Origin of the sequence: Neobacillus sp. OS1-2 (assembly GCF_030915505.1) — a bacterium.
Lineage (GTDB): Bacteria > Bacillota > Bacilli > Bacillales > Cytobacillaceae > Neobacillus.
Genome location: NZ_CP133265.1, coordinates 2,832,406 through 2,846,938, shown reverse-complemented (window position 1 = coordinate 2,846,938; position 14,533 = coordinate 2,832,406). Strand labels below are relative to the sequence as shown.

Sequence of the window (14,533 nt, the reverse complement as noted above, 5' to 3'; positions counted from 1 at the left end):
GAGATTGAAAAATGCGAAGCGATATGATTAAAAAGGGGATTGATCGTGCTCCCCACCGCAGCCTATTATACGCAACAGGGGTAACCGTTAGAGACTTAGAAAAACCGTTTATCGGTGTCTGTAACTCGTTTATTGAAATTATCCCAGGACATAAACATCTTAATCATTTCGGTGAGATTGTAAAAGAAGCGATCCGTGAAGCCGGCGGCATTCCTTTCGAATTTAATACAATTGGTGTCGATGATGGTATTGCCATGGGGCATATCGGTATGCGTTATTCCCTTCCAAGCCGTGAAATTATTGCGGACAGTGCCGAAACAGTCATCAACGCTCACTGGTTTGATGGTGTGTTTTACATACCAAACTGTGACAAAATCACACCGGGCATGTTGATGGCGGCAGCACGGACCAATGTCCCATCCGTATTTGTTTCCGGTGGACCAATGGAAGCTGGCGTTTCCTCTACAGGGAAAAACCTTTCCCTTACTTCCGTTTTTGAGGGAGTCGGATCCTATCATAACGGTACGATGACCGAGCAGCAATTGCTCGAAATTGAAACAAGTGCCTGTCCTACATGTGGATCCTGTTCGGGAATGTTTACCGCAAACTCGATGAACTGTTTAATGGAAGTATTAGGGATGACGGTTCCTGGTAACGGAACAATTGTCGCAACTTCGGAAGAAAGACATGAACTCATCCGCCAGGCAGCAAGGCATTTAATTGAACTTGTGAAAAAGGATATTCGCCCACGCGACATGATTACGCGTGAAGCAATCGATAATGCATTCGCACTTGATATGGCGATGGGCGGTTCAACGAATACCGTTCTCCATACACTTGCCATTGCACATGAAGCGGGGATTGAATACGACTTACGTGATATTAACAAAATTGCAGAGAAAGTCCCATATTTAGCAAAAATCATGCCAGCATCTGATGTTTCTATGGATGATGTGCACCAAGCAGGCGGGGTCAGTGCTATTTTAAATGAGCTCTGTAAGGTTGAGGGTGCACTCCATAAGGATTGCCTGTCGATCACCGGAAAAACATTAGCCGAAAATGTGAAGGATGCAACAATCCTTAATGAAAAGGTTATTCGCTCAAAAGACAATCCATATAGTAAGGTTGGCGGTCTCTCCATCCTCTTTGGAAACATTGCTCCAGATGGTGGGGTTATCAAAGTAGGTGCAGTTGATCCATCGATTAAAACATTCTTGGGTGAAGCGATTGTGTTTGAATCCCAAGATGAGGCACAGGAAAACATTAATAACGGCACCGTTAAATCAGGGCATGTCGTGGTGATCCGCTATGAAGGCCCTAAAGGCGGACCGGGGATGCCTGAAATGCTCGCTCCAACATCGGCGATTGCTGGTCGAGGTTTAGATAAAGAGGTCGCATTAATTACAGATGGTCGTTTCTCTGGGGCAAGCCGCGGAATCTCAATTGGCCATATTTCACCGGAAGCCGCAGAAGGCGGACCAATCGCCTTTGTAGAAAATGGTGACCAGATCTTAATTGATCTTGAGGGTCGTTCCATCGAACTTCTCGTCGATGACGAAGTTTTAGCAGAAAGACGCCGTTCTTGGGTACAGCCGGAGCCAAAAATTAAATCTGGCTATCTCGCAAAATATGCAAAGCTTGTTACATCCGCTAATACTGGCGGAGTTATGAAGATATAGGAATGGAAAATAAAAAGGGATTCACTAGTACCCCTCCCCTTCTAAAGAAGTTAAGGTACTAAAGGTAAAGTGGCATACCATTGACAAAAGAATATCCATAAATCGATGACGGGAATAAAGGAATAAGAAAGTGTATTTTCAGAGAGCTGGGGTTGCTGGAAGCCCAGTAATACATCTTATTCCGACATCATCCCTGAGTGTTGAGCTGAACGATCTTCACTAGTAGGCTCAATCGGGTGTCACTTGAACACCTGTTACCAAAAGAAGCGTATTATTTTTAGTTGTCGCTTCATAAGGCAGTATTCGTAAGAATGCTGTAAAAACCGGGTGGTACCGAGAAAAAGAAGGTCTTTTCTCCCCGTTTATTCTGCTTTGTAGTTTGTAGACTGCAGTTTATTCGGAGACGAAAAGGCCTTTTTGTTATTTTTGTGGCAATTATTCAATCACCCACAAGGAGGGATTACGACGTGAAAGTAGAAGCAAAAAAGCTGGAATTCCAAGCCAGTACCGCACCAAAGACGGGTGCAGACCTTCTGATTGACTTATTAAAAAATGAAGGTGTTGATACGATTTTTGGGTATCCGGGAGGTGCTGTCCTACCAATTTACGATGCAATCTATCGGGCACAGGGTACAATCAATCATATTCTTTTCCGTCACGAGCAAGGCATGATCCATGCAGCTGAAGGATATGCCCGAATTACCGGCAATCCTGGTGTAGTAATCGCCACCTCAGGTCCAGGTGCAACAAACCTGGTAACCGGAATTACAGATGCGATGATGGATTCCTTACCGCTCGTGGTATTTACCGGGCAGGTTGCACGGAGCGTCATCGGAACGGATGCCTTCCAAGAAGCAGATGTCATGGCAATTACGACACCCATCACCAAGCATAATTATCAAGTGCAATCCATTTCTGACTTACCAAGAATTGTGAAAGAAGCTTTTCATATTGCTTCTACAGGCCGGCCGGGACCGGTCTTGGTCGACATTCCAAAAGATATCTCAGCTGGAATTTTAGCAAAAGAACCCAAAGAGGCAAAAATTGATTTACCGGGCTACCAGCCAACCACAAAGCCTAATCCAATGCAAATTAAAAAACTGGCTGATTCAATTGCAAAAGCAAAAAAGCCTGTCATACTCGCAGGCGCAGGTGTACTTCATGGAAAAGCAGCTGCAGAATTAACTGCCTTTGCGGAAAAACACCAACTTCCGGTCGTGACAACACTACTTGGTCTTGGTACCTTCCCGGCAGATAGCCCTCTCTCGTTAGGAATGGGCGGCATGCACGGAACCTATGCGGCAAACATGGCTTTATATGAAAGTGACTTACTAATTAATTTGGGTGCCCGTTTTGATGACCGGTTAACGGGAAATCTTAAACACTTTGCTCCACATGCAAAGGTCGCACACATTGATATCGACCCAGCAGAAATTGGGAAAAATGTTCCCACCCAAATTCCAATTGTCTCCGATGCGAAAGAAGCTTTGGTTGAGTTAATCAATCAAACAGCTGAATCACCCAATCACGCGGCATGGCTGGGAACACTTCAGCAATACAAACAGGAATATCCGCTTTGGTATCAACATAATCCAAAGGGAATGTGTCCACAGTGGGTAATCGAAGCCATTCATAAAGTGACAAATGGCGATGCAATTGTGGCAACAGATGTCGGCCAACATCAAATGTGGGCCGCCCAGTATTATTCCTTTAAAGAACCGCATCGCTGGATTACTTCTGGCGGGCTTGGAACAATGGGCTTCGGCTTCCCTGCCGCCATCGGAGCACAAATTGCCTCACCAGAAAGTACAGTTGTCGCGATTGTCGGTGACGGTGGTTTCCAAATGACACTGCAAGAGCTTTCCGTCATTTATGAACGCAACCTTCCAGTCAAAATCATCATTGTCAATAATGGTGCACTTGGAATGGTTCGTCAGTGGCAGGAATTATTACACGGCAACCGGATTTCGGAATCGATTCTTCACACACAGCCTGATTTTGTCAAACTTGCCGAAAGTTATTCGATCCGCGGATACAAGGTTGAAGACCAGGAAGAATTAATCACAGTTTTACCAGAAGTATTCGCCTATAATGGCCCTGTTCTAGTTGACTGTCGCGTACTGCAGCAGGAGAAGGTTTTTCCAATGATTGCTCCAGGCAAAGGAATTCATGAAATGATTGGGGTGAAACCACTATGAAACGAATCATAACCTTAACGGTTCAGGATCGAAGCGGTGTCCTCAATCGTGTTACAGGCCTCTTGCAAAGAAGACAGTTCAACATCGAGAGTATTTCCGTCGGGCCCACAGAAACCGAGGGCATTTCCAAGATGACTCTTGTCGTTGAAATCGAAGATGAACAGCGCCTAGAACAAGTTACGAAACAATTAAACAAGCAAATTGATGTATTAAAAGTTTCCGATATTACCGATAAGGCCATTGTTGTCAGAGAGCTCGCCCTCATTAAGGTAGCCAGCTCGAGTCAGCTTCGCAGTGAAATTAATGGAATTATTGATCCATTCCGTGCCTCGGTGATCGACGTAAGTAAAGATAGTTTAGCCGTTCAAATCACAGGCCGTCCTGAAAAAATTGATGCCTTAATCGAGCTGCTTCGCCCATTCGGAATTAAAGAGATTGCCAGAACAGGGCTGACCGCCTTCCTGCGTGGGTATCAGCCACAAGTAAGCGAACTAGCAACGCACACACTAGTAAAATAATAATATTCGTGGAAGGATGATCAATTATGGTAAAAGTACTTTATAACGGAGATATTCAAGAGGAAGTTTTACAAGGAAAAAAAATCGCAGTAATTGGCTATGGCTCACAAGGTCATGCACATGCCCTTAACTTAAAAGAAAGCGGATTTGATGTTGTCGTTGGATTACGCTGTGGTAAGTCATGGGATAAAGCGGTGGAAGATGGTGTTGACGTTCGCTCCGTAGCTGAAGCTACAGCTGCTGCAGACGTTGTAATGGTTCTTCTTCCAGACGAAATGCAGCCAAAGGTTTATGAAGAAAGTATTAAACCAAATCTTGAAGCCGGTAATGCCTTAGTTTTTGCTCATGGATTCAATATTCATTTTAGCCAAATCGTCCCTCCAGCGGATGTAGACGTATTCCTAGTTGCCCCTAAAGGCCCTGGACATTTAGTTCGCCGTACGTACACGGAAGGTGCCGGCGTCCCTGCTCTATACGCAGTTTACCAAGACTATACAGGCCAAGCACGTGATGTTGCCCTTGCATATGCTAAAGGAATTGGTGCAGCACGCGCAGGTGTTCTCGAAACGACATTCCAAGAAGAAACGGAAACAGATCTATTCGGAGAGCAGGCTGTTCTTTGCGGCGGTACTACTGCCCTTATCAAGGCCGGATTTGAAACACTTGTAGAAGCAGGTTATCAGCCAGAAGTTGCCTACTTTGAATGTTTACATGAATTAAAATTAATCGTTGACCTTCTATATGAAGGAGGGCTAGAAAACATGCGCTACTCTATCTCTGATACAGCACAATGGGGAGATTTTGTTTCCGGTCCACGTGTTGTCAACGAAGATACAAAAGCACGCATGAAAGAAGTCTTAAAAGATATCCAAACTGGTAAATTTGCTCAAGGCTGGATCATAGAGAATCAAACAAACCGCCCACAATTCAACGCCATTAACCGAGCTGAAAACAATCATCAAATTGAGCAAGTCGGCCGTGAGCTTCGTGCGTTAATGCCGTTTATTAAAAAACCTGTAAATGCAAAGAAAGAAGTGGTGGTAAATGGTTCACGTTAACATCTTTGATACAACCTTACGTGATGGCGAGCAGTCCCCTGGTGTGAATTTAAACCAGCTTGAAAAAGTAGAAATTGCCAGACAGCTTGAACGTTTTGGCGTTGATATCATGGAGGCCGGCTTTCCGGCTTCCTCTCAAGGTGATTTTGAAGCGGTAAGAGCGATTGCCCGGACGATAAAAGACTCATCCGTTACAGGCCTAGCACGTGCCACAAAATCGGACATTGACATTGCGTGGGATGCTTTAAAAGATGCGGCAGAACCAAGGTTACATGTTTTTCTAGCAACCTCCCCTATTCATATGCAATATAAGTTAATGAAAACACCCGAGGAAGTTACACAGATCGCAGTCGACATGGTCTCTTATGCTAAAAGTAGATTTCCTCATGTGGAATGGTCAGCAGAGGATGCTTCTCGCTCAGACCTTGATTTTCTCGTTCAAATCATTACGAAAGTCATTGATGCCGGGGCAACCGTCATCAATCTCCCTGATACGGTAGGTTACACAACACCGCTGGAATACGGCCGGATGTTCCGCTATGTTAGGGAAAATGTGCCAAATATTCATAAGGCTGCATTATCTTGTCACTGCCATGACGATCTTGGAATGGCTGTCGCTAATTCACTTGCGGCCATCGAAAATGGGGTCACTCAAGTCGAGGGTACAATTAACGGAATTGGCGAACGTGCGGGCAATGCTTCTTTAGAAGAAGTTGCCGTTGCCTTAAATATTCGCAAAGATAAATACCCGTATACTACTAATCTAGTATTAAAAGAAATTAAGCGTACCAGCGACATGGTGAGCCGCTTTACAGGGATGAAGGTTCCCCCTAACAAAGCCGTTGTGGGGAAAAATGCCTTTGCCCATGAATCGGGTATCCACCAGGATGGTGTGCTGAAAAATACGTTAACCTATGAGATCATTACACCGGAGTTAGTCGGCGTCAGTTCAAATGACCTCGTTCTTGGAAAGCACTCTGGCCGCCATGCCTTTAAAGATAAAATTGAGCAAATGGGCTTTGAATTGTCAGCTGAGAAATTGAATGAAGCATTCCACTCATTTAAGCAATTAACAGATCGCAAAAAAGAAGTAACAGATGAGGATTTATTTACCATCCTGATCGATATTCAAACCGCAGCCATTGATGTGAAAAAGTATGAGCTGGTTGCCTTCCAAGTTCAATATGCGTCAGCGAACCTCCCTACTGCAACGGTCGCCCTTACTACACCTGAGGGTCTGCGAGTAGAAACTGCCAGAACCGGCAGCGGAAGTGTTGAAGCATTATACAACACATTAGAAGCGCTCATCAAAGAAGAAATACATTTAACCGATTTTAATCTTAGTTCCGTTGGACGTGGACGCGATGCCCTGGCAGAGGTTCATGTCAAAATGACCGTAAACGGTACAAATGTCAGCGGCCGCGCCTCCGCACAAGACGTATTAGAGGCATCAGCCAAAGCATTCATAAACGCCGTCAATCGCGTATTCTTTAACCAACGGTGCCTGACACCATTAACTGCATACAAGTAGTGAAAATGGTGACAGGCACCATTTGGATTTTTTAACCAAATAAGGAGGTTGCTTCTAATGAAAAAACGTATTGTCTTACTTCCCGGTGATGGGATTGGAAAAGAAGTTATTCATTCTGCAAAAGATGTGTTACAGGCAATTGCCGAAGAATATAATCATAGTTTTTACTTTGAAACCCATGAAATCGGAGGAGCAGCCATTGACCTTTACGGCACTCCTCTTCCTGAAACAACTGTTGATGCCTGTAAACAAGCGGATGGTGTATTACTAGGAGCTGTTGGCGGACCAAAATGGGATAAAAATCCCTCCCACCTTCGACCTGAGAAAGGGTTGCTCGGCATCCGCAAAGCACTAGATTTATATGCAAACTTAAGGCCAATCAAAGGATTTAAAAATTTACTTCATGCTTCTCCATTAAAGGAAGAAGTAGTTTCAGGAAGCGACCTCCTTATTGTTCGTGAATTAACGGGCGGGCTATATTTTGGGACTCCAAGTGAACGTCGTGATAACGGTAATGCTGTGGTAGACACACTCTCTTACACCCGTAAAGAGATTGAAAGAATTGTAGATAAAGGCTTTCAAGCAGCACAGCAGCGGCGCGGTCACTTGACATCCGTTGATAAGGCAAATGTCCTGGAATCCAGCAAACTATGGCGTGAGGTTGTCGAGGAGAAAAAGGCTCAATATCCAGAAGTTGCGGTTGAACATGTTTTAGTCGATGCAGCGGCAATGAAATTAATCACAAACCCAACCCAATTCGACGTCATCGTGACTGAAAACCTATTTGGAGATATTTTAAGTGATGAGGCATCGGTATTGACAGGATCACTTGGCATGCTCCCTTCTGCCAGCCTTCGCGAAGATGGGCTTGGACTTTATGAACCGGTTCACGGTTCTGCTCCAGATATTGCTGGCAAAGGCGTGGCCAATCCAGTTGCGATGATCTTGTCCGCTGCCCTAATGCTAAGATATTCCTTCCAATTGGAAGATGAAGCGAAGATGATTGAGGATGCCGTTCAATCCATCCTTGATGCCGGCTTCCATACAGGAGATCTCCAGGTAGCAGAGGGTCGCCTTGTTGGAACAGCAGAAATGACTAAGTTGATTGTCGATTATATCAAATCACAAAATGCTTCGAAATGTATCGCTAGCTGTTATTATTAAGAAAAGCGGAAGCGCCCTGGTCAGCGGCGTATGGCCTGGAGCGCTCCAACTGAGATAAAGGAAACACGAAGAGCCGGAGGCGATTTGATGTTGACTTATCGTAGGGCGGAGAGCGAAGGACACTAGCCGCTAGGGCGCTGGAGCCGGACATTTCTCAAAGCAGAAACTTGCAATTTATTATCATTTAAGTAATTTCTTAGGGTAAACCGTCTTGAATAGGCGGTTTTCCTTTATAAATAGTGTAGAAAAAGTCATGCGATGATTGAAGCGAGGTAACCGCCGAATAGGAAATTCTAAATCTATAAACGGGAGGAAGGAAGCTATGCATACACCAAAAACGATTATCCAAAAAATTTGGGAACAACATGTTGTCCATCAAGAAGAAGGAAAACCAGATTTACTATACATCGATTTGCATCTCGTTCACGAAGTTACCTCACCTCAAGCATTTGAGGGATTACGATTGAACGGACGAAAGGTCCGCCGCCCGGATCTTACTTACGCAACAATGGATCATAATATTCCAACCCGTGACCGCAGTGAGATTAAAGATCCAGTTTCGAAAAATCAAGTTGATACCTTACAGAAAAACTGTCAGGAATTCGGCATCGAATTATCTGATTTACATCACCCTGATAATGGTATCGTTCACGTGATCGGACCACAGCTTGGTTTAACGCAACCGGGAAAAACCATTGTATGTGGTGACAGTCATACCTCTACGCACGGCGCATTCGGTGCCCTTGCTTTTGGTATCGGAACAAGTGAAGTCGAGCATGTTCTGGCATCACAAACATTATGGCAGGCTCCTCCAAAAACGATGAACGTAAAAGTAAATGGCAAGCTTGGAGTGGGTGTAACCGCAAAGGACTTAATTTTAGCGATTATCGGTAAATTTGGCATTCAATTTGGAACTGGCTACGTAATGGAATACACAGGTGAAGCGATTCGTTCCCTTTCCATGGAAGAGCGTATGACGGTATGTAACATGTCAATTGAGGCCGGCGCTCGTGCCGGATTGATTACGCCTGACGAAACCACTTTTGAATATTTAAAAGGGCGGCGGCATGTTCCCAAAGGGGAGGCATTCGAGGAAGCTGTTGCCAAATGGCGTGCACTTGCAACTGATGAAGGTGCTTCTTACGATAAAGTAGTGGAAATTAATGCTGACGAAATTGAACCACAAGTAACGTGGGGTACAAACCCAGGTATGTGTCTCCCTGTAACCGCTGCTGTTCCAAATCCTAATGATGCGGTTAAAGTCAATGAAAAAGATGCAATTACCCGTGCCCTTCAATATATGGGACTTGAAGCTGATCAGCCCATAACTAGTATCCAAATTGACCATGTCTTTATTGGATCCTGTACAAACTCTCGCCTAAGTGATTTACGGAAAGCAGCAGAAGTCATTCGCGGCAAGAAGGTTAATCCTGCTGTTAAAGCAATTGTTGTACCTGGTTCTTTTATTGTAAAAATGGAAGCCGAAAAAGAAGGAATTGACCAAGTCTTTAAGGATGCCGGCTTTGAATGGCGTGAAGCCGGATGCAGCATGTGCTTAGCAATGAATGATGATATTGTTCCTCCAGAAGGACGCTGTGCTTCCACATCAAACCGAAACTTTGAAGGCCGTCAAGGAAATGGGGCTCGTACCCATCTGGTTAGCCCTGAAATGGCAGCAGCAGCTGCGGTAGCGGGTCATTTTGTTGATGTCCGCAAATTTACTGCACAGGAGGTTTACTAATCATGGAACCACTACGTACACACCAAGGCCTTGTTTTTCCATTAAATCGATCAAATGTTGATACTGACCAAATTATTCCGAAGCAATTTTTAAAGCGGATTGAACGAAGCGGTTTCGGCCAATTCCTATTCTATAACTGGCGTTTTGATGATGATGGCAAACCTCGTGAAGATTTCTCATTGAATGATCCAAAATATAAAGGTGCTTCCATCATCGTAGCCGGCGAAAACTTTGGCTGCGGCTCATCACGTGAGCATGCACCGTGGGCCGTTCAGGACTTTGGATTTAAAGTCGTTATTGCCCCAAGTTTTGCTGATATTTTTAAAAATAACTGCGCAAAAACTGGGATTCTAACCGTTCAAGCTTCTGAAGAACAAGTTCAAGAGATTATTCGTAAAGCAGAATCAACTGCGTATACCCTAACTGTAGACCTTGAAGAACAAGTGGTTTACGACAACGAAGGCTTTAAACTGACTTTTGATATCGCACCATATCCAAAACAAATGCTATTAAATGGCTGGGACGAAATCGGTGTTACGTTAAGCTACGAGGATAAAATTAAGCGATATGAACTTGCACATAGTTAATTGAAAGAGCTTGGAATCCAAGCTCTTTTTTCCTATCTAGAATTCTGGCAAGTGATCGAGATTATTTTCCTTTATCCCATCTGGTTCGCTGCGGATAATGTCTCTCCCGTATTTGTGGAATACATCTATATGCGCAATCTTCCCTTCCTTTGCGTCGGCGAGTGCTGATATATAATCCAGTTCCCTTCCAGTATTAGTTTTAAAAGCAATCAGGTCCCCTTCATCGTTTTTTCTGACAGCGACAAATTCCTCTTTACTATCCAGATTCGATTGATCCGCTTCCATAAGGGCCTGTCGTTCAGTTTTCTGCTTGTATTGTTCATATATTTTTTCAAAGTCTTGTTCCATCCTGTCACCTCCGAACATTTGTTAGTATTTTTCTTTTTTTAAAAATTATCCTCTATTCCGAAATTGTCACAAACTGTTCAATTTTTACCCTGTTGAATAAAATTACCCTTTTATCGTGCGTGGTATAATTTACCTGATTGGGGGTGATCAAATTGGATGCAACGGAAGGAAATGCGTGGTTTTATATACGAAATCATCAGCAACTGGGACCCATTGGATTATTTGAACTGAAGAAAATGTTTGAACAAGGTATACTCACTCCTGAAACCTATGTTTGGACAAAAGGGCTGAATCAATGGCAAACGGCCAAAAGCCTTGAACTATTGCCAGCTCTAGTCTACAAGCCCAACGTGTTAGCGCGACCTGAAGGAAATTTAGCTAGTACTTGGGATGAGCAAATTAAAGATATCTATCCAAAAGGAAGACCATTCGTACGATACCTAGCAAGGCTTTTTGATTTATCACTTTTTTCACTCGTTTTAATCACCTTTGTATCGATATTTTCTCCCAAATTCATACTAGAGACATCGGGAATCTTAATCTTTATGCTTAGTCTGATTCTATATGTTTTAGTAGAAGCCTCCATCCTTGCGATTTTCGGTAATACATTAGGGAAGACCATCCTAAACGCTCGCCTTCGAACAATTAATGGTGAACCGCTTCATTTCCTAACCGCACTAAAGCGAAGTATTTTTGTAACAGCAGCCGGAATGGGCTTTGGTGTGCCTATTATTCATTTTATTTGCTCTTATTTTTCATATTTTGATCTTAAAAGGAATGGGATGTCCACCTGGGATCAGCAAATTGGAACAGTGGTCCTTTATGGAAAGGTTAGTCCTATCCGGATTGTTATTGTTAGTCTCTTGCCAATTGCCTTATTAATTGCCGGTCTGTCCGTTTAGGTATTTTCTTTTTTTGCATGGTAAAAAGCTGAACAACGATTTCTAAACAAAAGCCCTCCATACACCAAAATGGAAGGGCTTTCGCATTATCCGAATAAACTCAACGGCATTAATATACGGACTAATAGTTATACTCCCCTGGGCCATTACTTGAAAATAGGGCAGAGGCCTTTGCAAAAATGGATAATAACGTAATAACGATGACGAGTAACTGGATTGATTTTTGGTATTTCATGATGGATTCCTCCCTTCGCTTATTTACAAAGATTCGTTTCAGCCCCCATACTAACCCAAATTTTTCTATTCACTCAGCTGTACACAATCTGTTCATCAAAAGTTCAGAAATTAAAAAACCGAGATCTTTTGTAAAAAGTCCCGGTTCACTGTTATGAAGCTTATCTGCCGCTATAAATACCAATCGGATTTCCATCAAGATCAAGAAATTGGGCAAATGTACCGCCGCTAGGTATCTCCGTTTCCGGTATGATCACTTTCCCGCCAAGCTGGGTTACCTTTTCTAAACAGGCTGCCATGTCCGCTACTCTAAAGTAAAGAGTCATGTAAGGTGTTTCTTCAAATGTCCAATTGAATAAATGCCCACTTAAGCCGGCCTCTACTTCTGAGATATTCATGACAGGACCATCATCCGTAATTCGCCAATGAAAAACAGATTCATAAAACCTTTGTGAACGATCCCCTTCTCTAGCAGCAATTTCGAAAAAACCAATTTGATTAAGCTCAATCTCCGTTTTGCTTTGACTCGAGGCATGGGTCCCACCATGGTAAGCCCCCATGATAATTCCATCTGGGTCAACAAATTGGGCAATCGAGCCCCCGGTTGGAACTGCCATTTCCGGAAGTATGACTGTCCCACCCATTTCCTCAACTTTCGCCAAACATTCCTGAATGTTTTCAACATTTATGTACATGCTGGTATGTGTCGGATGGTCTTGATGCGGCCATTTTAGGATATGACCGCTTACGCCTGCACCAGAAATTTGCAGCAATGGACCAACATCGGTGATTTTCCAATTAAACAAACTCTCATAAAAATTTTTCGCTTGATTGCCGTCTCTTGCTGCAATAACAAACATTTTAAGTGTGTTTCCCATATTTCCGACCCCATTTCTAACTAACTTCTCTTTTCAGTTTACAGTATAAGCTTCCTAAAGCATTGCTTAAACTTCGACAAAAAAGGTACTTTTTCCTTTATAGCGGAACAGGCTATAATACTTGTAGTAGGAGTGACACAAAAATGCCAAGATACGATAAAACCCATGACCCGCTAAAAAATAGCGAACTACTTGAGCGAATTAGCGGAAAACGACTTGATATGGTAAGGGTAATCAAAGAGACCGAGGAATATTTTGAGCACTACCGTTTGGAACCATGTCTTCGAATTTCCAAAAAGAAACATGCACTTACTTTTTCCGAAAAAATGAAGGAGCGGTTATTCCGCCTTACGGCTAAACCTTCACATCTTTTGGCACCATCGCGAATGAAAGTGGATAGTCAAGGAAATGTGGTGCCCGATTGGAAAGGCAAGCTTGACCATGAATTTACACGGCTAGCTGAAAACATCGCAACGGAAGTGAATGTTGTGGATTTTGGTGCTGTTGGGGATGGAAAAACGGATTGCACGGAAGCTTTTAAAAAGGCACTCGCCACGGGACGGGTGAAGATTGTTATACCCCCAGGAGTGTTTATCACAAAAGAAATCCGTCTGCCGTCTTGGACATGGCTTGTTGGATCTGGAAAAGGGTTAACCACTATTAAGCTTCATAACCAAGCCCCCAAGGGAAAACGCCTACTTACAAACGCGAATCATTGGCGAGGCAATCACCATATTTTTGTCGAAAGAATGAGCTTAGACTGGAATGTCGAGAGGCTTGGTGAAGTGACAAAAACGAGTACATGGGGCAATCATTCCAGCTGCCTGACCTTTGCTAATGTTACCTATGGCTGGATTAAGGATGTTGAAGGAATTAATCCAGGGCTTCATTGCTTCGATATTTCCTCCACACAGTACAATTATGCGGGTGACGGGTATCGTGCCCGCGGCGGCAGCAAGTATGTCTGGATCGATCAAGTAACCGGTTATGGCTTTGGTGACGATGGGATCACGACACACCATAGTGATTATATCTTCATTTCCAATTCCCATATGTGCGATCCGAGCGGACGTGCGCATCAGAAAGGTTTTTCCAATTCTAATGGAATCGAAGTGGATGATGGTTCGCGAAATGTGTTATTAGTGAACAATTCATCCGCGAGGTGCTTTGGCGGCGTGGAAATTAAAGCCCATCAGAATTCCTCTGCAGCATCCAATGTGCAAATAGTTGGGCATCTCTCAGTGAATGATAATCGGGCCTTTAACTTCCGCCATATCGGGCATCACAAAATCACTGATGCCGCATCACAATCAGCCTTCAATATTATCGCTGTGAACCTTGCAGCAATCGCACCAATTTTTACAGACTTATATATGAATTCTACACCGCGAGGCATGGTTATTTCCGCCTACAGGAATGTCGTAGTTAACCATTTTACACTGATTGGCGATCCCGATTATGATTACAAAGGGAATCCTTTAATTGCCCTCCAATATCGGGCAAGAAATGTGTGCTTAAATAATCTTTCTGCCTCTAATTTTACGAATGCTGGCGCCATGATTAAAGTTTATGGCGGCGAAAATCGTGCGGATTCTATTCAAATCAATCATGTGCTTTCTAAGGATTTATCTTCTAAAGAAATAGAGGTCGGAGTAGGGGTCCAACATATTAAAATGCAGCAAATCACATAATTAC

12 protein-coding genes are annotated in these 14,533 nt (G+C 43.5%); 10 read left to right on the top strand and 2 right to left on the bottom strand.

Going from position 1 to position 14,533, the window contains the following annotated elements; genetic code table 11:
• The first annotated feature begins 11 nt into the window (after window positions 1–11).
• The 8 genes from ilvD (at window position 12) to leuD (ending at window position 10,476) form a co-directional block, all read left to right on the top strand.
• The gene (gene ilvD / locus RCG19_RS14010; protein ID WP_166242403.1) at window positions 12–1,679 is read left to right on the top strand and encodes a dihydroxy-acid dehydratase; all 1,668 of its coding nucleotides are present in this window, start codon (window positions 12–14) and stop codon (window positions 1,677–1,679) included.
• Window positions 1,680–2,146: 467 nt separating this feature from the next.
• Entirely contained in the window at window positions 2,147–3,877 is a 1,731-nt protein-coding gene (ilvB, locus tag RCG19_RS14005) for an acetolactate synthase large subunit (protein ID WP_166242405.1), read from the top strand.
• The gene (ilvN, locus tag RCG19_RS14000) at window positions 3,874–4,395 is read left to right on the top strand and encodes an acetolactate synthase small subunit (RefSeq protein ID WP_166242407.1); all 522 of its coding nucleotides are present in this window, start codon (window positions 3,874–3,876) and stop codon (window positions 4,393–4,395) included. The genes ilvB and ilvN overlap by 4 nt, the downstream gene beginning before the upstream one ends.
• A gap of 26 nt (window positions 4,396–4,421) precedes the next feature.
• On the top strand, window positions 4,422–5,453 hold the full coding sequence (gene ilvC / locus RCG19_RS13995) for a ketol-acid reductoisomerase (protein ID WP_308107650.1): 1,032 nt from the start codon (window positions 4,422–4,424) through the stop codon (window positions 5,451–5,453).
• Entirely contained in the window at window positions 5,440–6,984 is a 1,545-nt protein-coding gene (locus RCG19_RS13990; protein ID WP_308107649.1) for a 2-isopropylmalate synthase, read from the top strand. Before ilvC ends, RCG19_RS13990 begins: the two co-directional genes overlap by 14 nt.
• 57 nt (window positions 6,985–7,041) lie before the next feature.
• On the top strand, window positions 7,042–8,148 hold the full coding sequence (gene leuB / locus RCG19_RS13985) for a 3-isopropylmalate dehydrogenase (protein ID WP_166242413.1): 1,107 nt from the start codon (window positions 7,042–7,044) through the stop codon (window positions 8,146–8,148).
• Between the two features lie 322 nt (window positions 8,149–8,470).
• Window positions 8,471–9,889: a 3-isopropylmalate dehydratase large subunit gene (leuC, locus tag RCG19_RS13980; protein ID WP_308107648.1), complete on the top strand. Its 1,419-nt coding sequence runs from the start codon at window positions 8,471–8,473 to the stop codon at window positions 9,887–9,889.
• Between the two features lie 2 nt (window positions 9,890–9,891).
• Window positions 9,892–10,476: a 3-isopropylmalate dehydratase small subunit gene (gene leuD, locus RCG19_RS13975; protein WP_308107647.1), complete on the top strand. Its 585-nt coding sequence runs from the start codon at window positions 9,892–9,894 to the stop codon at window positions 10,474–10,476.
• 36 nt (window positions 10,477–10,512) lie between these two features.
• Here the strand turns inward: leuD and RCG19_RS13970 are convergent, their stop codons facing one another.
• Entirely contained in the window at window positions 10,513–10,824 is a 312-nt protein-coding gene (locus RCG19_RS13970) for a DUF3892 domain-containing protein (protein ID WP_308107646.1), read from the bottom strand.
• Between the two features lie 152 nt (window positions 10,825–10,976).
• Here RCG19_RS13970 and RCG19_RS13965 point away from each other — a divergent pair, with 152 nt between their 5' ends.
• A complete protein-coding gene (locus RCG19_RS13965; protein WP_308107645.1) occupies window positions 10,977–11,726 on the top strand; it encodes an RDD family protein in 750 nt (249 codons plus the stop codon).
• 395 nt (window positions 11,727–12,121) lie between these two features.
• On the opposite strand, the gene RCG19_RS13960 is transcribed toward RCG19_RS13965, so the two are convergent.
• Window positions 12,122–12,838 (bottom strand): VOC family protein, encoded by a 717-nt coding sequence (locus RCG19_RS13960; RefSeq protein WP_308107644.1) that lies wholly within the window; start codon window positions 12,836–12,838, stop codon window positions 12,122–12,124.
• A gap of 143 nt (window positions 12,839–12,981) precedes the next feature.
• Between RCG19_RS13960 and RCG19_RS13955 the strand changes: the two genes are divergently transcribed.
• The gene (locus tag RCG19_RS13955; RefSeq protein WP_308107643.1) at window positions 12,982–14,529 is read left to right on the top strand and encodes a glycosyl hydrolase family 28-related protein; all 1,548 of its coding nucleotides are present in this window, start codon (window positions 12,982–12,984) and stop codon (window positions 14,527–14,529) included.
• Window positions 14,530–14,533: the final 4 nt, after the last annotated feature.

Bases quoted from the DNA above. Each gene is read 5' to 3' on its own strand.
- leuC (WP_308107648.1), top strand. From the start codon at position 8,471: ATGCATACACCAAAAACGATTATCCAAAAAATTTGGGAACAACATGTT.
- ilvC (WP_308107650.1), top strand. From the start codon at position 4,422: ATGGTAAAAGTACTTTATAACGGAGATATTCAAGAGGAAGTTTTACAA.
- RCG19_RS13960 (WP_308107644.1), bottom strand. From the start codon at position 12,838: ATGGGAAACACACTTAAAATGTTTGTTATTGCAGCAAGAGACGGCAAT.
- ilvD (WP_166242403.1), top strand. From the start codon at position 12: ATGCGAAGCGATATGATTAAAAAGGGGATTGATCGTGCTCCCCACCGC.
- leuD (WP_308107647.1), top strand. From the start codon at position 9,892: ATGGAACCACTACGTACACACCAAGGCCTTGTTTTTCCATTAAATCGA.
- RCG19_RS13955 (WP_308107643.1), top strand. From the start codon at position 12,982: ATGCCAAGATACGATAAAACCCATGACCCGCTAAAAAATAGCGAACTA.
- RCG19_RS13970 (WP_308107646.1), bottom strand. From the start codon at position 10,824: ATGGAACAAGACTTTGAAAAAATATATGAACAATACAAGCAGAAAACT.
- ilvN (WP_166242407.1), top strand. From the start codon at position 3,874: ATGAAACGAATCATAACCTTAACGGTTCAGGATCGAAGCGGTGTCCTC.
- RCG19_RS13990 (WP_308107649.1), top strand. From the start codon at position 5,440: ATGGTTCACGTTAACATCTTTGATACAACCTTACGTGATGGCGAGCAG.
- leuB (WP_166242413.1), top strand. From the start codon at position 7,042: ATGAAAAAACGTATTGTCTTACTTCCCGGTGATGGGATTGGAAAAGAA.